Source organism: Streptomyces sp. NPDC001406 (assembly GCF_042895285.1).
In the GTDB taxonomy this organism is placed as follows: domain Bacteria; phylum Actinomycetota; class Actinomycetes; order Streptomycetales; family Streptomycetaceae; genus Streptomyces.
This window is the reverse complement of sequence record NZ_JBIAWG010000009.1, coordinates 133402-155027: the sequence shown is the minus strand read 5'-3', so window position 1 is coordinate 155027 and position 21626 is coordinate 133402. Positions and strand designations below refer to the sequence as shown.

16 protein-coding genes are annotated in these 21626 nt (G+C 72.4%); 11 read left to right on the top strand and 5 right to left on the bottom strand.

Annotation, left to right across the window (positions count from 1 at the left end; all coding sequences use genetic code 11):
• The first annotated feature begins 4 nt into the window (after positions 1–4).
• The 6 genes from ACFY1J_RS22790 (at position 5) to ACFY1J_RS22765 (ending at position 7221) form a co-directional block, all read left to right on the top strand.
• Positions 5–1054, top strand: a complete 1050-nt coding sequence (locus ACFY1J_RS22790) for a thiolase domain-containing protein (RefSeq protein WP_390731871.1) — start codon at positions 5–7, stop codon at positions 1052–1054.
• Positions 1051–2217 carry a thiolase domain-containing protein gene (locus ACFY1J_RS22785; protein WP_390710705.1) on the top strand — a complete coding sequence of 389 codons (1167 nt, stop codon included), beginning with the start codon at positions 1051–1053 and terminating at the stop codon, positions 2215–2217. Before ACFY1J_RS22790 ends, ACFY1J_RS22785 begins: the two co-directional genes overlap by 4 nt.
• Positions 2218–2299: 82 nt before the next feature.
• On the top strand, positions 2300–2542 hold the full coding sequence (locus ACFY1J_RS22780; RefSeq protein ID WP_363299132.1) for a DUF397 domain-containing protein: 243 nt from the start codon (positions 2300–2302) through the stop codon (positions 2540–2542).
• Between the two features lie 151 nt (positions 2543–2693).
• Positions 2694–3596, top strand: a complete 903-nt coding sequence (locus ACFY1J_RS22775) for a universal stress protein (protein ID WP_390731773.1) — start codon at positions 2694–2696, stop codon at positions 3594–3596.
• A gap of 165 nt (positions 3597–3761) precedes the next feature.
• A complete protein-coding gene (locus ACFY1J_RS22770) occupies positions 3762–6674 on the top strand; it encodes an ATP-binding protein (protein ID WP_390731772.1) in 2913 nt (970 codons plus the stop codon).
• A gap of 49 nt (positions 6675–6723) precedes the next feature.
• Positions 6724–7221, top strand: a complete 498-nt coding sequence (locus ACFY1J_RS22765) for a hypothetical protein (protein ID WP_363299135.1) — start codon at positions 6724–6726, stop codon at positions 7219–7221.
• A 9-nt stretch (positions 7222–7230) separates the two neighbouring features.
• Here ACFY1J_RS22765 and ACFY1J_RS22760 read toward each other — a convergent pair whose 3' ends face one another.
• Both ACFY1J_RS22760 and ACFY1J_RS22755 read right to left on the bottom strand, forming a co-directional pair.
• A complete protein-coding gene (locus ACFY1J_RS22760) occupies positions 7231–9207 on the bottom strand; it encodes an N-acetylmuramoyl-L-alanine amidase (protein WP_390731771.1) in 1977 nt (658 codons plus the stop codon).
• 264 nt (positions 9208–9471) lie between these two features.
• Positions 9472–10611 carry an aminoglycoside phosphotransferase family protein gene (locus ACFY1J_RS22755; protein ID WP_363299137.1) on the bottom strand — a complete coding sequence of 380 codons (1140 nt, stop codon included), beginning with the start codon at positions 10609–10611 and terminating at the stop codon, positions 9472–9474.
• A gap of 257 nt (positions 10612–10868) precedes the next feature.
• On the opposite strand from ACFY1J_RS22755, the gene ACFY1J_RS22750 reads away from it, so the two are divergent.
• Positions 10869–12365: a hypothetical protein gene (locus tag ACFY1J_RS22750; RefSeq protein WP_390710710.1), complete on the top strand. Its 1497-nt coding sequence runs from the start codon at positions 10869–10871 to the stop codon at positions 12363–12365.
• A gap of 51 nt (positions 12366–12416) precedes the next feature.
• Here ACFY1J_RS22750 and ACFY1J_RS22745 read toward each other — a convergent pair whose 3' ends face one another.
• On the bottom strand, positions 12417–13892 hold the full coding sequence (locus ACFY1J_RS22745; protein ID WP_390731770.1) for a PP2C family protein-serine/threonine phosphatase: 1476 nt from the start codon (positions 13890–13892) through the stop codon (positions 12417–12419).
• A 362-nt stretch (positions 13893–14254) separates the two neighbouring features.
• On the opposite strand from ACFY1J_RS22745, the gene ACFY1J_RS22740 reads away from it, so the two are divergent.
• Both ACFY1J_RS22740 and ACFY1J_RS22735 read left to right on the top strand, forming a co-directional pair.
• The gene (locus tag ACFY1J_RS22740) at positions 14255–14668 is read left to right on the top strand and encodes an SsgA family sporulation/cell division regulator (protein ID WP_390710712.1); all 414 of its coding nucleotides are present in this window, start codon (positions 14255–14257) and stop codon (positions 14666–14668) included.
• A gap of 140 nt (positions 14669–14808) precedes the next feature.
• Positions 14809–16833 carry a phosphocholine-specific phospholipase C gene (locus ACFY1J_RS22735; RefSeq protein ID WP_390731769.1) on the top strand — a complete coding sequence of 675 codons (2025 nt, stop codon included), beginning with the start codon at positions 14809–14811 and terminating at the stop codon, positions 16831–16833.
• 1 nt (position 16834) lies between these two features.
• Here the strand turns inward: ACFY1J_RS22735 and ACFY1J_RS22730 are convergent, their stop codons facing one another.
• Both ACFY1J_RS22730 and ACFY1J_RS22725 read right to left on the bottom strand, forming a co-directional pair.
• Complete coding sequence (locus ACFY1J_RS22730) at positions 16835–17848, bottom strand: Gfo/Idh/MocA family protein (protein WP_390731768.1); 1014 nt, start codon at positions 17846–17848, stop codon at positions 16835–16837.
• Positions 17849–17907: 59 nt separating this feature from the next.
• Complete coding sequence (locus ACFY1J_RS22725) at positions 17908–19002, bottom strand: chemotaxis protein (protein WP_390731767.1); 1095 nt, start codon at positions 19000–19002, stop codon at positions 17908–17910.
• 109 nt (positions 19003–19111) lie between these two features.
• On the opposite strand from ACFY1J_RS22725, the gene ACFY1J_RS22720 reads away from it, so the two are divergent.
• The gene (locus ACFY1J_RS22720; RefSeq protein WP_390731766.1) at positions 19112–19462 is read left to right on the top strand and encodes a hypothetical protein; all 351 of its coding nucleotides are present in this window, start codon (positions 19112–19114) and stop codon (positions 19460–19462) included.
• 311 nt (positions 19463–19773) lie between these two features.
• Positions 19774–21510, top strand: coding sequence for a fatty acyl-AMP ligase (locus tag ACFY1J_RS22715; RefSeq protein WP_390731765.1), 1737 nt, complete (start codon positions 19774–19776; stop codon positions 21508–21510).
• Positions 21511–21626 lie beyond the last annotated feature (116 nt).

Sequence of the window (21626 nt, the reverse complement as noted above, 5' to 3'; positions counted from 1 at the left end):
CGCCCTGACGCGGGACATCGCCGTCGTGGCCTTCGCGCAGACCGGGCACCGGCGCACCAGCGAGGAGCTCTCCGAGGTGGAGATGCTCATGCCGGTGCTGCACGAGGTCCTCGGCGAAACCGGCCTGAAGACCGCCGACATCGGCTTCACCTGCTCCGGCTCCAGCGACTATCTGGCCGGCCGGGCCTTCTCCTTCACCCTCGCCCTCGACGGTGTGGGGGCCTGGCCGCCCATCTCCGAGTCGCACGTGGAGATGGACGGCGCGTGGGCGCTGTACGAGGCGTGGACCAAGCTGCTCACCGGGGACGCGGACACCGCTCTCGTGTACGCGTACGGCAAGTCCTCGCCCGGCTCGGTCCGTGACGTGCTCTCGCGGCAGCTCGACCCGTACTACGTCGCCCCGCTGTGGCCGGACTCCGTGGCGCTGGCCGCGCTCCAGGCGCAGGCGCTCATCGACGCGGGGGACACCGACGAGCCCGCGCTCGCCGCCGTCGGGACGCGCAGCCGGGCGGCCGCCGCGGACAACCCCCATGCGCAGCTGCGTGGTCCGGTGCCCCGGGGCGACTACCTGGTACGGCCCCTGCGCAGCGGCGACTGTCCGCCCATCGGTGACGGCGCCGCCGCCGTGATCCTCGCGGCCGGCGAGCGGGCCCGGGACCTGTGCGCGCGGCCCGCCTGGATCCGGGGCCTCGACCACCGCATCGAGGCGCACGCACTGGGCGTGCGCGATCTGACCGACTCACCCTCCACGCGTCTTGCCGCTCAGCGCGCGGGTGCCTTCGAACGGCCCGTCGACACCGCCGAGCTGCACGCGCCGTTCGCCTCCCAGGAGGTCGTCCTGCGCAAGGCGCTGCGGCTCGACGACGGCGTGCGCGTCAACCCGTCCGGCGGCGCCCTGGCCGCGAACCCGGTCATGGCCACCGGTCTCGTCCGGATCGGCGAGGCGGCCGCCCGGATCCACCGTGGCGAGTCCGACCGTGCGCTCGCCCACGCCACGTCGGGCCCCTGTCTGCAGCAGAACCTGGTCGCCGTACTCGAAGGGGATCCACGATGAGCAAGGAGCCCGTGGCCGTCACAGGGATCGGCCAGACCAAGCACGTGGCGGCCCGCCGGGACGTGTCGATCGCCGGACTCGTCCGCGAGGCCGCCCGGCGGGCCCTGGACGACGCCGAGCTGACCTGGTCCGACATCGACGCCGTCGTCATCGGCAAGGCGCCCGACTTCTTCGAGGGCGTCATGATGCCGGAGCTGTACCTGGCCGACGCGCTCGGTGCGGTCGGCAAGCCCATGCTGCGGGTGCACACGGCCGGCTCGGTCGGCGGGTCCACCGCGCTGGTCGCCGCGGGACTCGTGGCGGCACGCGTCCACGGCACGGTCCTCACCCTCGCCTTCGAAAAGCAATCCGAATCCAACGCCATGTGGGGCCTGTCCCTGCCGGTCCCCTTCCAGCAGCCGCTGCTCGCGGGCGCGGGCGGCTTCTTCGCGCCCCATGTGCGCGCGTACATGCGGCGCAGCGGCGCCCCCGACACGATCGGCTCGCTGGTCGCCTACAAGGACCGGCGCAACGCCCTGAAGAACCCCTACGCCCATCTCCACGAGCACGACATCACCCTGGAGAAGGTCCAGGCGTCCCCCATGTTGTGGGACCCCATCCGCTACTCGGAGACCTGCCCGTCCTCGGACGGCGCCTGCGCCATGGTCCTGACCGACCGGGCCGGGGCCGCCCGCGCGCCCCGGCCGCCCGCCTGGATGCTGGGCGGCGCGATGCGCAGCGAGCCCACGCTGTTCGCCGGGAAGGACTTCGTCTCGCCGCGGGCCGGCAAGGACTGCGCCGCCGACGTCTACCGGCAGGCCGGGATCGCCGACCCGCGCCGGGACATCGACGCCGTCGAGATGTACGTGCCGTTCTCCTGGTACGAGCCCATGTGGCTGGAGAACCTCGGCTTCGCCGAGGAGGGCGAGGGCTGGAAGCTCACCGAGTCCGGGGTGACGGAGCTCGACGGGGACCTGCCCGTCAACATGTCCGGCGGTGTGCTGTCCACCAACCCGATCGGCGCCTCGGGCATGATCCGCTTCGCCGAGGCGGCGCTCCAGGTCCGTGGACAGGCGGGAGAGCACCAGGTGGACGGGGTCCGCAGGGTGCTCGGGCACGCCTACGGCGGCGGCTCCCAGTTCTTCTCGATGTGGCTCGTGGGATCCGACGCGCCCGACACCTGAAAGGTCCTCCTCATGTGGCCTGTCGGCGGTCGGGGTCGATCGCTAGGCTGACCGCGGACGACGAATCGGGAGGAGCACGGACGTGGCCGAGAGCACCATCCAGCAGCAGCCGCTCGTGGGCTGGGACAAGCCGGAGCTGGACCTGAGCGGGGCCGAGTGGCAGTCCAGCAGCCGAGGCCTTGGGGATGTCCAGATCGCCTTCGTCGAGGGATTCATCGCGATGCGCAACAGCGGCCGGCCCCAGAGCCCTTCCCTGATCTTCACACCCGCGGAGTGGGGCGCTTTCGTGTCCGGGGCGAGGGAAGGGGAGTTCGACCTGACCTGAGCCCGGGGCGCCGCGAGCGGCGCCGACGAGCCGACCGGTGGGTGTTCCGTCCCGTTTTCCGGACACGCGACCTGTAGAGCCCCTCCGGGGCGGCCGCCTCGGCGAGGCTGGCCCCGGACAGGGGGAGGTCGCCTTCCGGAGGTGAGGAACGATGAACACTGCGCCGGTCGTCGCCGCGGTCGACGGTTCGGACGACAGCCTGCGTGCCCTGGACTGGGCCCTCGCGGCCGCCCGCAGACGCTCCGCCCCGCTGCGGGTGGCGCACGCGTGGCAGTACGCCGCCTGGGCCCAGCCCGACGTCCTGGTCGTGGGGCCGCCCGGACCGGACGACGACTCCGTCCTCGACCAGGCGCGCGACCATCTGGCGGGCCGCGGCGAGGGCCTCGACGTGGAGTACACCGCCCCGGTGGGGGCGCCCGCCGTCGTCCTGCCCGAACTCAGCGCCACCGCACAGCTGTTGGTGCTGGGCTCCCGGGGGCGCGGCGGCTTCGCCAGCCTGCTGCTCGGCTCCAACAGCCTTGCCGCCGCCCGGGACGCCGAGTGCCCCGTCGTCGTGGTGCCGCGGCCCGGCCGCGAGGTTCACGAGGGACCGCCGGCCGAGCCCGGGCCCCGGGTGGTCGTCGGCCTGCACGTGGACAGCCCCGACGAGGCCGCCCTGGCCTTCGCCTTCACCGAGGCCGCCCTGCTCGGCGCCCGCCTCCAGGCGATCGCCGCCTACCCGTGGCCGGTGACGAGCCTGGCGGCCCCCGGCGAACTGCTCCCGCCCGCCGTCGACCGGAGCGCCGTCGAGCACGAGACACGGATCCTGGCCGAGGGCTTCCTCGCCCCGCACCGCAAGGCGCGCCCGGACGTCCGCTGCGACGTCCACGCGCTGCCCGGCGACGCGGCCGGCCACCTCGTGGCCGCCTCCCGGGACGCCGCGCTGGTCGTCGTCGGGCGCCACCGCCGCCGCCTCCTCGCGCCGGCCCGCATGATGGGCTCCGTCACCCAGGCGGTCCTGCTGCACGCGGCGAGCCCGATCGCGGTGGTACCTCCCGCACCCCCCGAGGAGTGAGCCGCGCCCGCTCCGTACGGGGGGACCAAAAGCCCGCGCGGACCTGTTTCGAGCAGTACCCGCCGATCATGCTCACCCGGTCCCAGCGAGGCGTACGCTGGGGTGCCTGACAGCCACGCTGCGTGCCCGCTCCCCGCGCGGGTGCGACTGTGGCGGGGGGTAGTGATGGAACAACGGATCGTTCGGAACAGGCGGACGCTCCTCGAACGGGAAAGCGAACTCGCCGCGATCGACGAGGCGTTGGGCGAGCTCACCGGTCTGCGCGCGGACGGCGCCGAACAGCCCGCGCCGCCGCGCGGCGCATTGCTGGCCTTCGCGGGCCGCGCCGGAATCGGCAAGACCACCCTGCTCGCCGAGGTCCGCCGCCGCGCCACCGCACAGGGCTGCACGGTGCTGTCCGCCCGCGGCGGCGACCAGGAACAGCGCGTCGCCTTCCATGTGGCCCGCCAGCTCCTGCAACCGCAGCTCGCGGGCGTGCCGGAGGCCGAACTGCGCTCCTCGCTGGGCAGTTGGTACGACATCGTCGGCCCCGCCCTCGGCCTGTGCGCCCCCACCGAGGGCGCCCCGCCCGATCCGCAGGGCCTGGGCGACGGCCTCGACTGGGTGCTCACCCACCTCGCCGTGCGCCGCGCCCCGATGGTCCTGGTCCTCGACGACGCGCACTGGGCCGACCCCGAATCCCTGCGCTGGCTGGCCGCGTTCGCACCCCGGGCCGAGGAACTCCCGATGCTGATCGTCGTCGCCTACCGGCCCGACGAACTGCCCGACCACGCCGAGTCGTTCCGCGGACTGCCCGGACGCGCAGGCGGACGCCCGCTCGGCCTGGAGCCGCTCAGCGTGGCCGCCGTGGCCCGACTGGTGCGGGAGACCCTCGGCGCGCACGCCGACGACGCGTTCTGCCGCGAGTGCTGGGCCGTCACCGCGGGCAACCCGTTCGAGACCGTCGAGCTGACCGCCAAGGTGAGCGACCGCGGCCTCACCCCGACCGAGGCCGGGGCACCCCTGCTGCGTGACCTCGCCGCCGCCGTCAAGGGCAGCGGTCTGATCACCCGGCTCGAACGCCTCGGCACCTCCACCGTCCGCTTCGCCTGGGCCTGCGCCGTCCTGGGCACCGAGATCCATCCCGCGCTCGCCGCCGCCGTCGCCGGACTCGGCCCCGAGGAGGCCGCCGACGCCGCGGACGCGCTGCGCGGCGCCCGCATCCTCACCGGCGACGTGACCGCCGAAGGCACCCTGGAGTTCGTCCACCCGCTGATCGCCACCGCCGTCTACCGGGCCATCCCGACCGGCGTCCGGGTCGCCCTGCACGGACAGGCCGCCTGGTGCGTGATCAACGACGGACAGGGGCCCTCCGCCGCCGGCCGTCACCTCCTGGAGACCCACCCCGACGGCGACACCTGGGTCGTGCAGCAACTGCGCGCCGCCGCCGGCGAGACCCTCAGGGCCGGCGCCCCCGACGCCGCCCGCGGCTACCTCGCCCGTGCGCTGCGCGAACCCCCGCTCCCGGCCGACCGGGCCGCCGTCCTGTACGAGCTGGGCTCCGCCTCCCTGCTCACCGAACCGGCGACCACCGTCAACCATCTGCGCGCCGCCCTCGACGAGCCCATCGCCGACCCCGAGCTGCGGCACAACATCGTCTACCGCCTCTCCCAGGTCCTCGCCCACAGCGACCACCTCGCCGAGGCCTCCGACACCCTCGCCCGAGAGATACGGCTGACCGGCGACGCCCGGGTCAGGCTGCGCATGGCGGCCGAGCAGTTCATGTGGGACGCCTTCCGCGCCGACGAGCCCGACCATCCGGCCCGCTCCCGCCGCCTCGCCCGGCTCGCCGACCGGCTGAGGGGCCGCGACCTCACCGAGCGCTACGTCATCGGACTGCGCACCTGGGACGCGATCCTGCGCGGCGAACCCGCCCCCGTCGCCCTCCGCCACGCCGAACGCGCCCTCTCGGGCGGCCTGCGCTGGGCCGAGCCCGACCGCGGATTCGAGGTACCGGTCCTGGTGGCCCTGGCCTTCATGTACGCCGACCAGCCGGGCCGCACGGAGGAGCTCTTCGCCGCCGGGATCGCCGACTACGAACACCAGGGCTGGCGCGGCGCCCACCTCTCCTTCGCCTACACCCTGCTGGCCTACGTCCGCTATCGCCGCGGGCGGCTCGCCGAGGCCGAGGACTTCGTCCGCGCGGGCCTCAGGCTCGCCGAACGCGTCGGGCCCGGCACCCCCGCCCACTGGTACGCCATGGGCATCCTGATCGAGGTCCTGCTGGCCCGCGGCCGGGTCGCGGAGGCCGCCCGGACCGCCGACGCCTTCTGCTTCGGGGAACCCTTCCCGGCCGCCGTCGTCTTCCCCGACGCCCAGACCGTGCACGGCGAACTGCTCCTGGCCCGCGGCCTGCCCAAGGAAGCGGCCGCCGCGCTCACGGCCGCCGGACGCCGCCTCGACCCCAGGGGCATCCGCAATCCGGCCTGGTGCCCCTGGCAGGTGCACCTCGCCCGCGCACAGAGCCACGACGACCCCGAACGGGCCCTGGACACCGCCCTGGAAGCGGTCGGCCGCGCCCGCCAGTTCGGCGCCCCGTCCGCCATCGGACAGGCCCTGCGGACGGCCGCCGAGGTGTCCTCGGGCTCCGCCCGGGTCAAGTACCTGGAGGAAGCCGTCACCCATCTGGACCGCTCCCCGGCCGCCTACGAGCTCGCCTGCGCACTGGTCGCCCTGGGCACCGAACTGCGCCGCAACGGCCGCACCAGGGAAGCCGCCGACCATCTCTACCGCGGCCTCGACACGGCGGCCCAGTGCGGCGCCGACGGCCTCGCAGAGACGGCCCGCGACGAGCTCGCCGCCGCCGGACTGCGCCCCCGCCGTCTGCACAGCGCCGAGACCGACACCCTCACCACACGCGAACGCACGGCCGCCACGCTCACCGTCGCCGGCCGCACCGAGCCGGAGATCGCAGCGGAACTCCACACGGACGAGCAGACCGTCATATGCCTGCTGTCGGCGGTCTACCGGAAGCTGGGCACCGACCCCTCGGGGCTGGCGTCGGCCCTGGGGCAGGGGAGGGGATCCGGCACCCGTTGAGACGGCTCCCGCACGTCACCGATCGCGTCCATGCACGTACCATGGCCGCATGTCGTTCCTCCGCCGCCGCAGCGCCACTCCCGCCGGGCCCGACTTCGACGTACTGGCCATGGATCCGGGCGACTGGCCCGGCAATCTGGGCGCGGGTCTGCTGCCCGCCCCCGACGGCAGCTGCCAGGGCGTCTTCCTGCGCTACGACCTGTTCGGCGGCCGCGGACCCGCCATGATCATCGGCAATCTGCCGGAGGGCTCCCCTGCGCGTGAGGTGGCCGAGGGCGAGATCCCCTTCGAGGTGGCCCAGCTGTTGCTCGCGCTGGAGAACGACGAGGAGGTGACCGTCACCGACGCGGAGGACATGCCGGTGCTGCAGGGCGACAACCTCCTGATCGTGCGGCGCCTGAAGCTCTCCGAGGGCCGGATCTCCTGTGTCCAGTTCGACCGCAGCGACGGCGTCCTGGTCACCATCGCCGCCTGGGACCGCCCCATCACCGACGACCTGTACGCCCTGCTGAAGCCGCTCCCGGCGGAGCTTTTCCAGCAGGGCTGACGCGGGCGGCTAGGGGGTCGAGGAGGACTCGACGCGGACGTCCGCCGCGCGGACGAACGCCACCCGGTGGCCGTACTGGATCTCGTAGTACAGGTCCTTGCCGACCACGACCCTGTGCGAGTCGGTGGTGAAGGTGACCGCGTAGTAGTACTCGCCCGGCACCTCGTCACCGACCACGTACTTCTGGTTCGCCGGCACGGTGTACGGCAGCGGTGCCACCGTCTGGGCGGGCACTCCCGTCGGATAGGCCTCCTTCTCCGGGTACGCGCGGCCGTACACGGGGATGCTCGTCAGTCCGTCCTTCGGCGTGATCACCAAGCCGGAGGCGTTCACCGCCGTCGGCGCCTTCTGCGGGTTCCTGAACCACGCCTTCTGGCCCAGGTACCAGATGGCCGTCCAGTCGCCCCAGCGATCGGCGACCGCGTACTGCTGGCCGGTGGAGACCCGCGAGGACAGATCGTTCACCCCGGTGGTCGGGGTCCTGCCCAGGCCGATGTCCTTGATCAGGGCCGAGTTCTCGTCGTGGTCGGAGTACAGCCGCACTTCACTGGAACCGTGGGCCGCGCACGGCTCGCCCTTGGTGGTGCAGTCCGTGTACTCCGGCCGGTTCGACGCGTAGTCGGGCCGGATCGTCACCAGGCCGCCCTTCTTGCCCGCGGTGCGCTTGAAGGGGTGGCCCAGCAGGTCGAAGTAGTGCCGCCAGTCCCAGTACGGGCCCGGGTCCGTGTGCATGCCGGGGATCGTCGACGTGGTCGGGCCCGGCACGTTGTCGTGGCCGAGGATGTGCTGCCGGTCCATGGGGATGCCGTACTTCTTGGCTAGGTACCTCACCAGCCGGGCCGACGACCGGTACATCGCCTCCGTGTACCAGGCGTCCGGTGCCGCCAGGAAGCCCTCGTGCTCGATGCCGACCGACTTCGCGTTGATGTACCAGTTGCCCGCGTGCCAGGCCACGTCCTTGGCCTTGACGTGCTGGGCGATCAGACCGTCCGTGGAGCGGATGGTGTAGTTCCACGACACATAGGTGGGGTCCTGCACCAGGTTCAGGACGCCGTCCCAGGTGCCCTCGGTGTCATGGACGACGATGTACTTGATGCTCTGCGACGCCGGCCGGTCACCGAGATCGTGGTTGCCGTAGTCGTTGTCGCCGAACTCCGCGTACGGCGCCGGGATCCACTCGCAGGACACCGACGCCGGGCACTCCGTCCCGTCGGCGGACACCGTGCGCAGACCCGTGCGCCGCAGCTGCGCGGTGTTCGCCCGCAGCCGCGGCTGCGCGGCCAACGCGACCTGCTGCCCCTCGTCCGTGGTGCGCGCCTCGCCGGTGCGCAGCACGTCGTACACGTCGTTCGCGTACGCCGCGGCGGTCGCCGTGTCGTCCGCGCCGGAGAAACGGGCCACCGCGCCGTACCAGTCGGCCGGGTCGGAGCTGAGCGGTTCGCCCAGGGCCTTCTGGGCGGCGGCGAGCAGGGCGGCACCGCCGGCCACATTGGCCGTGGGGTCGGTACGCAGCTCCGCGGCCGGCAGTCCGGTCAGCCCGGCCGCTCTCGGCAGGGTCCTGAGGCGGGCCGGGAGCGCGGAGCTGTCCGGCACCGCGGTGTGCGGGTGCAGGGCCGCGCGCGCGTCGTCGCCGCGGGCGTCCTCGGTGCCGTCGGCGAAGTGCTCGGCCGCGGTCAGTGCGGTGCGCGCGTCGGTGAGGTGCATCGGGCCGTAGCCGCCGGTCACACTCGGCGCCCCGGCGTGGGTGTCCCAGCGGGACTGGAGGTAGGAGACGGCCAGCAGAACGCTCTGCGGCACGTGGTACTCGGCGGCCGCGCCGGCGAAGGCACGCTGCAGCACACCGGTGGAGGACTCGGCATCGGAGCCCGGGGCGGGGGCCGCACCGAGCAGGGGGAGCAGCAGGGCCGCGGAGGCCACTGCGCCGGCCGTCCTCCGGGTGCGTCTGCTGCCGGGAGTCGAGGTGGGGTCGGTGGCGGATCCTCGCAATGCGGCCTCCTGTGACGGGCGGGCGTGGCGGGGCGTGCGGCGCCGAGCTGGGTCAGTGGTACCGGCTTGCCGACGATCCGTCAATGATGCCCGGATGAGGGAGACTTCCCATGTCAAGAAGGTGTTCGGCGAGTTTCGTGGCGGAGGCTCGCGGGCCTGCGGGGCGTCAGTGGCGTACACCAATGGCCGCCCACCGACCGGCCCGCGCACATACGAAGATCCGCGGTGCGCCCGGCCTGGGCGCACCGCGGACCGGCATCCCCGTCAGCGAGTGCCGACCGCCGCGCGTACCGCCCTGCGGGCCAGCTGGCAGTCGTCGTGCAGCCGCCTCAGCAGCAGCCGCTGTTCCTCGCCGGTCGACACCGCGGCCGGATGGGCCGCGCCCGGTGCCGCCGGGGCCGGGTCGTGCATCGAGCGCTGCACGGCCGTCTCGTAGGTACGGATCTCCCGGGTGAGGACGAGCATCAGGTTCACCAGGAAGGCGTCACGCGCGGCGGGGCCCGCCGACTGGGCGATCTGGCTGATCTGCCGCCGCGCCACCGGCGCGTCGCCGAGGACCGACCACAGCGTGGCCAGGTCGTAGCCCGGCAGGTACCAGCCCGCGTGCTCCCAGTCCACCAGCACCGGACCGGCCGGTGAGAGCAGGATGTTCGAGAGCAGCGCGTCGCCGTGGCAGAACTGGCCCATCCCCTGCCGGCCCGCCGCATGCGCGATGCCGTGCAGCAGCTTCTGCAGGTCGCCCATGTCCCGGTCGGTGAGCAGCCCCAGCTCGTGGTAGCGGGAGATGCGGGCCGCGTAGTCCAGCGGGGCGTCGAAGGTGCCCGCCGGCGGCCGCCAGGCGTTCAGCCGGCAGATCGCCCCGAGCGCCGCCCGGATGTCCGCGCGCGGCGGGGCCTCGGCCGGGTGCCGCTGGAACGCCGCCACCCGGCCGGGCATGCGTTCCACCACCAGAGTGCAGTTGTCCGGGTCCGCCGCGATCAGCCTCGGCGCCCGGACCGGCGGCCGGTGCCGGACGAACGAGCGGTAAGCGGCTATTTCGTGCCGGTACCGCTCGGCCCACGCGGGGGAGTGGTCGAGCAGACACTTGGCGACGGCCGTGCTGCGCCCCGTCGTCCCGACGAGGAGCACGGACCGCCCGCTGCGGCGCAGCACCTGCACCGGAGCGAACTCCGGACAGATGCGGTGCACCGAGGCGATCGCGGTGCGCAGCTGGGCGCCCTGGGGGCCGGACAAGTCGAGTCTCCCGCTGAGCGGTTGGGTACCGATACCCGCGGCACGCCGGGGCCGGCCCACGACCGGCACGGGCGCCCCCGGACGCGCGGGGTCGAGGTAGGGGCCGCTGCCCGCCGGACGGGTGCGCAGCGACCGGGGCGGGGCGGACACGGAGGACGATGCTGCGTACATGGGCGATACCCATCCCTTCGTGTGCCTGCATGCCTGCCTGGTGAGTCCTTGCGCCCACCCGGCCCGGCCGCCCGGGCGCATCCTGGGGAATGTGCCCGTTGTGACGAGTGGCGACCGGGTCGGGGTGGCGCGTTCCTACCTGACACCCGATGCCCAGTGGCACACCATCTGGCGCACCCTGGCGAACCGTGGCGAATAGTCGCCCGGCAAGTCTCACCGGGCTACTGTCAACTCAGCCGAGAACCTGGGGGCTTGACGTGAGCGGACAACCCAACACCCGGCTCGCGGATCTGTTCGGCCTGGCCGGCTGGTCCAAGGGCGAACTCGCGAGGCTGGTCAACAAGCAGGCGGCGGCCATGGGCCACCCCCAGCTGGCGACCGACACCTCCCGGGTGCGGCGGTGGATCGACATGGGAGAGATCCCGCGCGATCCGGTGCCGCGGGTGCTGGCGGCTCTGTTCACCGAGCGTCTCGGCCGTGTCGTGACCATCGAGGACCTCGGTCTGGTGCGGCACGGGCGTACGGGGAAACGGCCGGGCGGCGGGATTGCGGAACATCCCGACGGCGTGCCGTGGGCGCCCGAACGTACCGCCGCGGTCCTCACCGAATTCACGGGAATGGACCTCATGCTCAACCGACGCGGCTTGGTGGGCGCGGGTGCCGCGCTCGCCGCAGGATCCGCACTCAGCAGCGCCATGTACGACTGGCTGCACAACGACCCGACACTCAAGGCCGACGCCCCTGCCCTCGACGACCCCCTGCACGCCGACCCGGCCGGGTTCGACCGCTACGAGGCCGCCCCCATCGGCTCGCAGGAGATCGAGGAACTGGAGCGCTCGGTCGAGGTGTTCCGGGCCTGGGACGCGGCCCGCGGCGGCGGGCTGCAGCGCAAGGCTGTGGTGGGTCAGCTCAATGAGGTGGGCGGCATGCTCGCCTACCGTCACCCCGACCATCTCCAGCGGCGCCTGTGGGGCGTCGCGGCCAACCTCGCCGTCCTCGCGGGCTGGATGTCGCACGACGTCGGCCTGGAACCCACGGCCCAGAAGTACTTCGTCATCGCCGCCCATGCGGCCCGTGAGGGCGGTGACCGGCCCCGCGCCGGGGAGGCGCTCTCCAGAGCGGCTCGCCAGATGGTGCATCTGGGCCGGCCGGACGAAGCACTCGACCTGATGAAGCTCGCCCAGTCCGGCTCGGGCCACGAGGTGCTGCCGCGCACCCGCGCGATGTTCCACACCATCGAGGCCTGGGCACAGGCGTCGACGGGCAAGGGCCAGGCGATGCGCCGCACCCTCGGCCGGGCGGAGGACCTCTTCGTCTCCGACCGGGGCGACGTGCCGCCGCCGAGCTGGATGCAGATGTTCAACGAAGCGGATCTGTACGGCATGCAGGCCCTGGCCTACCGCACACTGGCCGAGCACGACCCGAGCGCGGCCGCGCACGCCCAGCACTACGCGGAGAAGGCCCTGACGCTCAGGGCCGGCAGCCGGCAGGAGCGGTCTCAGATCTTCGACTTCCTGTCCATGGCCTCCGCCTGCTTCATCGCGGACGACCCCGAACAGGCGGGCCACTACGCGCGGCTGGCCCTGGTGTCGATGGGATCGAACTCCTCCCACCGCACCTGGGACCGGCTGCGCCAGATGTACCGGCTGACCGCCGAGTACTCCAACTACCCGAAGATCCAGCAACTGCGGGAGGAGATCAGGCTCGCCCTGCCCAAGCCCAAGAGCAGGGGCGGCAACAGCGCACCGGCATAGGGGGCCCGCGCGCTCGACCCGCTCTGGACCAGCCGTCCGTCTCGGCTGTCCTTATTCACTCACCTTGGCGATGAGCACGCAGGCCTCGTCCTCGCGCCCGCTCTCGCCGAACTCCTCGACCACCGCCCGTACGCAGTCCTGAGCGGTGCCCGCCGTCCCGAACCGCGGGGCCAGGCCGAGGAGACGGTCCAGGGAGTCCGCTCCTCCCCCACTCTCGGCTTCGCTCGAGCGGGGGGACCCCCACCGCCCGGGCACCAGTCCGTCGGTGTGCAGCAGAAGCAGGTCGCCCGGTTCCAGAGTCACTTCGGCCTGCCCGTAACCGGCTGCCGAGGTGGCGCCGAGCAGCACGCCGTCCGGCGCGCTGAGCACGCACCCCGTCCCGTCGCGGAACAGCAGCGGGGCGGGGTGTCCTGCTTGCGCCCATACCAGGGTGCGGGTCGCGGGCCGGTAGCGGCAGCAGACGGCGCTGCCCAGGGCCGGCTGCACGGTGGCGTCCAGTAACTGGTTGAGCCAGACCATCAGCTGACCGGGCTGGGTGCCCGCCATCGCCATGCCGCGCAGGGCGCCCAGCAGCATCGCCATGCCCGAGGTGACGGTCACGCCGTGCCCCGTCAGATCGCCGACGCTGAGCAGTGTGTCGCCGTCGGACAGTTCGATCGCGTCGTACCAGTCGCCGCCGATCAGCGCGCCCGTCTCGGACGGCAGATGACGGGCCGCGAGGTCGAGGGTCTGCGGCCCCCGTCGCGGGAGCCGCAGGGAGCCGCGCCACGGCGGCAGCACGGCTTCCTGCAGCTCGACCGCAAGCCTGTGCTCGGTCTGGGCCTGGTGCCGGTGGCGCTGCAACGAGTCACGGGTCTCGCGCACCGTCCGCTGGCTGCGGCGCAGTTCACTGACGTCACGCAGCACGGCCCACATCGAGGCGGTGCTGCCGTCGGCGTCGAGCACGGGCTCGCCCATCATGTGCACGGTCCGCAGAAGTCCGTCGGGCCGTACCACGCGGAACTCCCCGTCGATCGGCTTGGCGTCGACCAGACAGTCCGTCACCATCGCGGTCAGCCTCGCCCGGTCGTCGTCGAGCACCAGGGACGGCAGTTCGTCGAGGGTGAGCGCGGGTGTGTCCGGGACGAGGCCGAGGATCTGGTAGAGCTCCCCGGACCAACTGGCCTCGTCCGTCAGCAGGTTCCACTCGGCGCTGCCGACGCGGCTCAGCAGGGAACCGCGGTCCGCTTCACCGGACGCCACGGGCACGGCGGCCGCCGGTAACGCCTCGCCCGTGGCCGGCGCCACCGGCAGCGGTCCGTCCCGCAGTTGCGCCAAGTGCTGGTCCAGATCGTCGAGTTGGTGCAGCGCGAGATCGTACAGCGCGCGCTGCCATCGCTCCTCGGGGTCCGAACCGTCGCTCTGCGCGTCCCGCCGTACGGCGTCCACATCGCCCTTGAGCCGCCGCGTCTGCGTTATCAGCGCCTCGACCGAGCCGCGCCCGGGTGGCTGGGCGGCTGGTCGGTCCGCGGAGAGATGGGACGGCATGACGCACTCCGATGCGGGGACGGGACGGCCAAGGGGGACGGAGGGACCGGTTACGACTGTTGCACAGCCCGCGACGCCCTGTAAGGGATTTGGCAACACACGATCCGGTGGTGCTTCTGGCATATGTCAGAGTCTTCAATGCGTGGTCGGCCGGTGCGAATGGCGTACCTGGCGTGGTGGACAAGTCGTAGACGGCATACGTGCGTTGACCGATCGGGAGGGGCACGGATGTAGCGTTCAGGCGTCTGTTCGACGTGCCCGTGTTCTATGCCGCCTGCCACCTCGGCGGGGCATGGCGCGGTCCGCACCAACTATGTCCGAATTTCGCGCCATGCGAACGGCCGCTGCGGACTCGTAAAGGCATGGACACCATGTTCGAGCAGCCCGCCCGTGCCCGGCTCGTCACTCCCGAGGACCGCGAGGTCCCCGTGCCCGCCATGCTGCGGTACACCTCCGAGGATCCGCTGGCCGTGTTCTTCGACTTCCCGCCCGAGTCCACCCTCGACGGCGCCTGCGTCACCTGGACCTTCGCGCGCTCCCTCCTGGACGAGGGGCTGAACGCCCCGGCCGGATGTGGGGACGTGCACATCTGGCCGTGCGGGCGCACGCGTACGGTCCTCGAGTTCCACTCGCCGTACGGCATCGCCCTGCTCCAGTTCGACACCGCGGTGCTGCGCCGCTTCCTGCTGCGCACCTATGCCCTGGTGCCGGCCGGGCAGGAGGACGTCGGGGCGGTGGTCGAGCGCGGGCTGAGCGCCTTGTTCGGCGGCGTCTGACGCCACCCCGCCACCCCCGGCGGGGGCTTTGACTTCTCTTCACCTCCGTCTCACCGCGCGGGTATGGACCTCGACGAACACCCCATGCACCCTTGCGCGCGGTGTGCCACCGGGGCACCCCTGTGACGAGGACGGGGCGAATGACACCGATCAGCCGAAGAGGCTTCGTTGGGCTCGGCGCTTCCGTGGCGGCGGGCATGGCGGTGGGCGCCGGTACCAGTACGGCGGCCGCGGCCCAGAGCGCGGCGACCGGCACGATCAAGGATGTGAAGCACGTGGTGATCCTCATGCAGGAGAACCGCAGCTTCGACCACTACTTCGGGCGCCTCAAGGGCGTCCGCGGGTTCGACGACCGCAGCGGCATCGTGCTGAGCGGCGGCCGCTCGGTCTTCAACCAGCCGAACGGGCTGGGCCGGCAGTACCCCTGGAAGCTCAGCGCGACCCCGGCCGCCGGCGGCAAGGACGGCGAGACCCTCGCCCAGTGCAACGGCGACCTCCCGCACTCCTGGTCCTCGCAGCACTCCGCCTGGAACAAGGGCCGCCTCGACAACTGGGTCCTGGGCGTGGGCAACGTCCGCTCGCTGGGCTATCTGGACCGCTCCGACATCCCGTTCCACTACGCGCTCGCCGACAACTACACCATCTGCGACGCCTACTTCTGCTCCACCCTCAGCGCCACCGGCCCCAACCGCACCTACCTGTGGAGCGGCAAGGTCGACCCCGCCAGCTACGACGGCGCCGACGAGTCGGGCCTGACCTGGCAGAACTACGCCGAGGCACTGCAGGCCGCCGGGGTGACCTGGAAGGTCTACCAGAACGCGGCGGACAACTACGGGGACAACGGCTGCGCCTACTTCAAGAACTTCGCCAACGCCAAGGCCGGCGACCCGCTCCACGACCGGGGCATGTCCTCCGTGCCGAACGTGACCGGTTCGACCCCGGACGACATCGCCGCCGCGATCAAGGCGGACGTCCTCGCGGGCACGCTCCCGCAGGTCTCCTGGGTGGTCCCCAACCAGGCCTTCTCCGAGCACCCGTACGCCCCGCCCGGTGACGGCGCCCACTTCGTGAACCTCGTCTACCAGGCCCTGGCGGCGGACCGCGACGTCTTCGACTCGACCGTCCTGTTCCTCAACTACGACGAGAACGACGGCTTCTTCGACCATGTCCCGCCGCCCGCCCCGCCCGCCGGAACGGCCGGCGAGTTCCTGAACGGCGTGCCGTACGGCTTCGGCTTCCGCGTCCCGATGCTCGTCGTCTCGCCCTGGACGCGCGGCGGCTGGGTCTCCTCGGAGGTCTTCGAGCACACCTCGGTGCTGCGCTTCCTGGAGACCTGGACCGCGGCCATCGGCAGGCCCGCGAACTGCCCCAACATCAGCGCCTGGCGGCGCTCGGTCAGCGGCGACCTGACCGGCGTCTTCGACTTCGCCAACCCGGTCTACGGCCCGGTGTCCCTGCCCGCGACCGGCGTCATCGGCATCAACACCTGCGGCCCGCTGCCCAACCCGGTGCCGACGAACAACGCCCTGCCCGCCCAGGAGCCCGGAACCCGCCCGGCCCGCGCGCTGCCCTACCAGCCCAACGGATACCTGGACCGTCTGGAGTTCGGGTCCATGGGCCAGATCCTCGCCTGGTTCACCATGGCCAACCAGGGCGCCCCGGCGGCGCGGGCGGCCCACTTCTCCATCCATCCCAACGCCTACCGCGACACCACGCCCTGGCAGTACACGGTCGACGCCGGCCGCGCCGCCTCCGACTACTTCAACATCGGGCTCGGGTACGGCGGTGGCAAGTACGACCTCACCATGGCCGGCCCCAACCGCTTCCTGCGCCGCTTCCAGGGCGACGCGACGAAGGCGGGCAAGTCGGCGGAGGTGAGGACGCGTTACGCCGTGGAGCCCGGCACCGGCAAGCTCGCGGTCCACTTCAGGATGACCAACTCGGGTTCCTCGTCGGTGAGGTTCACCATCACCTCGAACCACTACCGCGGTGACGGTCCCTGGACGTACACGGTCGCCGCGGGCGCGTCGACGGAGGACTGGTTCAACGCGGTCGCCTTCCAGCAGGGCTGGTACGACTTCACGGTCACCGTCGACTCCGACACGACCTGGTCACGCCGGTTCACCGGGCACCTGGAGACCGGCGCGCCGAGCGTCAGCGGCTGAGTCACGCGTAAAGGTCCGGGCGCGGCGCGAGCTCGACGACCGCCCGGCGGCCGCTCTCCAGCGCCCGGACCCCCGCCTCGGCGATCACGGAGGCCGCGTACCCGTCCCAGACGCCGGGGCCGGTGACCGTTCCCCGTCGGGTGGCGTCGACCCACGCCTGCACCTCGCGGTCGTAGGCGTCGGCGAACCGGACGAGATAGTCCTGTGCCACCTCCTCCCGCGCGCTGCCGTGCGCGGTCACGACCATGGTGTGTTCGTCGCCGATCCGGGCGCTGCCCGCCTCGCACACGGCCTCGCAGCGCACCTGGTAGCCGAAGCCGCAGTTGACGAAGACCTCGACGTCCACCAGGGCCCCCTGCTCCGTCTCGAACAGCACGAACTGCGGGTCGACCAGGCCCTTGGGGGCGCTCGGCGAGGACGCCGGACGCAGCACGGTCACGGCGGTCAGCTCCTGGCCCAGCAGCCAGCGGGCCGCGTCGATCTCGTGCGAGACCGAGCTGTTGACCAGCATGGCGCTGGTGAAGTCGGGCGGGGAGGAGACATTGCGATGGGTGCAGTGCAGCATCAGCGGGCGCCCCAGGGTGCCGCCGTCCAGCAGGGCCTTGAGACGCCGGTACTCGCTGTCGTAGCGGCGCATGAACCCGATCTGCGCCAGCCGCCGCCCGAGCCTTGCCTCCGCCTCCATGACCCGGAGCGCTCCTGTGGAGTCCGGCGCCATGGGCTTCTCGCACAGCACCGGCAGTCCGCGTGCGAATGCCGCGAGCAGTGCCTCCTCGTGCGCGGGGCCGGGCGAGGCGATCAGGACCGCCTGCACACCGGGCGCGTCCAGCGCGGCCACCGCGTCCGTGTGCACCGAGGCCCCGTCCAGTCCGGCGGCCTCCTCCTCGGCGCGTGCGGCGTCAGGGTCGGCGACCGCGGCGACCCTGGCTCCGCTCACCACGTGCTGGAGGCGTCGTATGTGATCGGCCCCCATGTGGCCGGCACCCAGTACGGCCACGCCCAGCAGGTCACCCACGTGCGCACTCCCTCTCAGCCGACGATCACGCCGTAGCGTACGCCGCCCGGAAGGCGTCCTCAGTAGCGCAGTACTCCGGCGATCCCGGCCTCGTCGCCCAGGGTGCCGTCCGGTACGAAGCGGACGTCGGCGCCGGTCTCCAGGCACTGCTCGACGATCTCGTCCACGATGTCCTCGCGGGCGTCGAGGTCGCCGCTCCTCGCCGGGATCAGATGGTCGCCGTCGTCACGCACGGTGATGCGGTAGTTCTCCTCGACGGCGAGCAGCCGGACGCGGCCCTCGCGGGCGCTCTGCCAGACCTCGTCGACCCCGGCGGCGAACTCCTTGCGTCCCCGGGCGGTGGACAGCTCCCGGGCCACGGCGTCGGTGTTCCTGCGGACCTCCGCGGCGACGATCGGCCCGATGGCCTGCCACACCGCGTCGGGGGTGCCGTTCGCCAGTCCGCCGTGCGGGACGTGCACGGCTTCCCTGATCACCGTGCCGACCTCGTCCAACGCGGACAGGGCCGCCTGCTCGCCGGTGACGTAGAGCGGCCGCGGGTCGTTGCGCAGCACGGCCGTCAGTGCCGTGTCCGCGTCGCGCAGGAAGTGACGGGTGCCCTCGTCGCGGAACGTGCTCGGTGTGTCCCCGATCTGTTCCCGGCGCTCCGCGTCGAAGTTCTCGTGCGTCCTGGTCAGCGGGAAGCCGCCGGAGTGGTCCTCGGTGACGCGTTCGGGTCCGCCGTTCCACAGCGTGACGCGGTCCGCGGAGACCGAGAGCACCCAGAACGGCCGCTCGGCGGCCTGCGCGGAGACGAGGTTGCGGGTGAGGAAGGTGTCCGAGAGGACGACCCGTTCGGGCACGGTGCGGCCGAGGGACCACACCTGGTGCTCACCGGGTGCGGCGAAGATCACCAGGCCGTCCTCGGCGTGCGCCAGGTCCACCTCGGACAGGGCCCGGTCGAGCTGTTCGACGACGTCGACGCGCCGCTCCCGGGTGACCGAGGGATCGGACTCCAGCTGCTTCTTGGCCTCGGCCACGACATTGCGCAGCCGGACCGGATCCTGGGCGTTGTAAGGCTCTCGGCGATGCGTCGGCGTCAGCACGGACACCGCGGGATACGGGCGCGGACGCCGCAGCTCTGCGAGGGCCACGGGACTGAGTGCGTGCTCCATAACAGCACGATAGGGCCGATTCACCGATCGGGCATTTGGGGTATCGGCGGCGTTTCCGGGCGGATCTCCGGTCGGCCATGGGCACAGATGTGCCGAGGAGGTGGTCGCGGTGGCCCGGCTCGTCGTCGACGGGGAGGACGTGGTCCTCCGTCTCGCCCTGCCCGAGCGCCTGCTGGCCCGGCGCCGCGAGGTCCGCCTGCCGCTCACGGCGGTCCGTGCGGTGAGCGTCGAGCCGGACTGGTGGCGCGGGCTGCGCGGGCTGCCGCGCTCCGCCCGGTGGCTGCCCGACCGGTTCTGTCTGGGCGAGTGGCGGCACGCCGAGGGCCGGGACTTCGTCGCCGTGCGCGCGCACGGTCCCGTCGTGCTCGTCGATCTGCGGCCGTCCGCGCCCTTCGGCCGCCTGGCCGTGTCCACCCCCGATCCCGAAGGAGTCGTACGGGCCATCCGTCAGGTGGCTTAATCCCGTTGCTACGCCGGGCGCGTTCACCTGGCAGTCATGTACCGTCGGCCCGCCGAGGCCCCGAGTACGCAAGTAATTTACCCGCGTTCGGCATTTCGATCAGCTGAGAGTTGCTAGGGTGCTACTCGTCGGTAGCAAACCGAAGCGGGGATCACCTGGAGTCGCTCGACCCGCGACTCCGTCGACGGGGGTGCCGAGCCCGACGACCTGGCAAGGGGGCCTGGTCGGGCAGGGCTTGTGCGGTTACGCGAGACGCGTCCCTCGAGCGTCAGTTCCCTGCTCACCAATTCAGACAGGTGAGACTCGTCAAAATGGCACGTTCCCTGGTCGATTTACTGACCACGCACGCCTCGACCCACCCTGAACGGACCGCTTACCGCTACCTCGTCACGGGCGACAGCGACGGACAGACGCAGGAGCTCACCTACGGGCGCCTCGCCGACCGGTCGCGAGCGATCGCCGCCTGGCTGCAGGAGCGCGGACTCGCCGGGTCCCGCGCCATGCTGCTCCACCCGCCCGGCCTGGAGTTCATCTGCGCCTACCTGGGCTGCCTCGCGGCCGGTGTGGCCGCCGTACCGGGCGTGCCCCCGCAGGGCCGGGCGCAGAACCACCGTGCCCTGACCCGTATGAAGCGCCTGATAGCCGACGCGGACGCCAAGGTCATCCTCGGCGGCCGCGAGGTGATCGCCGCCCTGGACTCCATGGCGGAACACCTCCCCGAACTGGACGGCATCGCCCGCGTCGCCACCGAGGACATCCCCGACGAGGCCGCCGCCGCCTGGCGCGAACCCGAACTCACCGCGGACTCCGTCGCGTTCCTCCAGTACACCTCCGGCTCGACCTCCGCCCCGCGCGGAGTGGTCGTGACCCACGGGAACCTGCTGGACAACGAACGGGTCATCACCGAGCGGATGGGCCACACCCCCGACACGCTCGCGGAGTACGACCACGAACTGATCGTCAGCTGGCTGCCCGTCTACCACGACATGGGCCTGATGGGCCCGGTCCTGAACACGATGTACCTCGGCGCCACCGCCACCCTCTTCTCGCCGCTGCACTTCCTGCAGCAGCCCGCGCGCTGGCTGAAGGCCGTCAGCCGCTTCCGCCCGCACACCAGCGGCGGCCCCAACTTCGCCTACGAGATGTGCCTCAAGCACGCCGGCCCGGACCTGCTCGACGGTCTCGACCTCAGCTCCTGGAAGGTCGCCTTCAACGGCGCCGAACCGGTCCGCGCGGCCACCCTGCGGCGCTTCGCCGAGACCTTCGGCGAGGCCGGCTTCCGCCGCGAGGCCTTCTACCCCTGCTACGGCCTGGCCGAGGCCACCCTCATGGTCACCGGCGGCTCCGTGGACACCCCGCCCACGCTGCTGGAACCCGCCGGGAACGGGCCGCACGCAGGTGAGGCGGACGCCGCGGCCGTGGGCTGCGGACGTCCCGGCCCCGGTGTGACCGTGGTGATCGCCGACCCCGAACGGCGGGAGGAACTGCCCGAGGGAGAGGTCGGCGAGATCTGGGTCGGCGGCGCGAGCGTCGCCAAGGGCTACTGGCGCAACGCCCTCGCCACCCGTGAGACGTTCCGCGCCACACTCCCCGACGCCCTCACCGGCGAGGAACGCCGCTTCCTGCGCACCGGTGACCTCGGATTCCTGCGCGACGGCGAGCTGTTCGTCACCGGCCGCCTCAAGGACCTGATCGTCATCGACGGCCGCAACCACTACCCGCAGGACCTGGAGCTGTCCGCCGAGCTGTCCCACCCGGCGCTGCGGCCCGGCTGCACCGCCGCGTTCTCCGTGGACTGTGGGACGGAGGGCGAACAGGCCGTCGTCGTCGCCGAGTTGTCCCCGGACGCGGTCGGCGAGGCCGAGAAGGTCATCGACCTGATCCGCAGCGCGATCGGCGAGGCCCACGGCCTGTCGGTGCGTGACGTCGTGCTGGTCCAGCCCGGCACCATCCCCAAGACGTCCAGCGGGAAGATCCAGCGCCGCGCCACCCGCGCGGCCCATCTCGAGGGCACCCTCGCCGTGATCGGCGAGCCCTCCGCGGTGTGACACCGCCCGCCGCCGGCGCGCCCGTTGGCGCCGGCGGCACGGCCGGTTGCCGATGCCCGCCGCCAATCCGCTGACCGTCGTACGTCCCTCGTACGACGGTCAGCCCTGCCCCCATG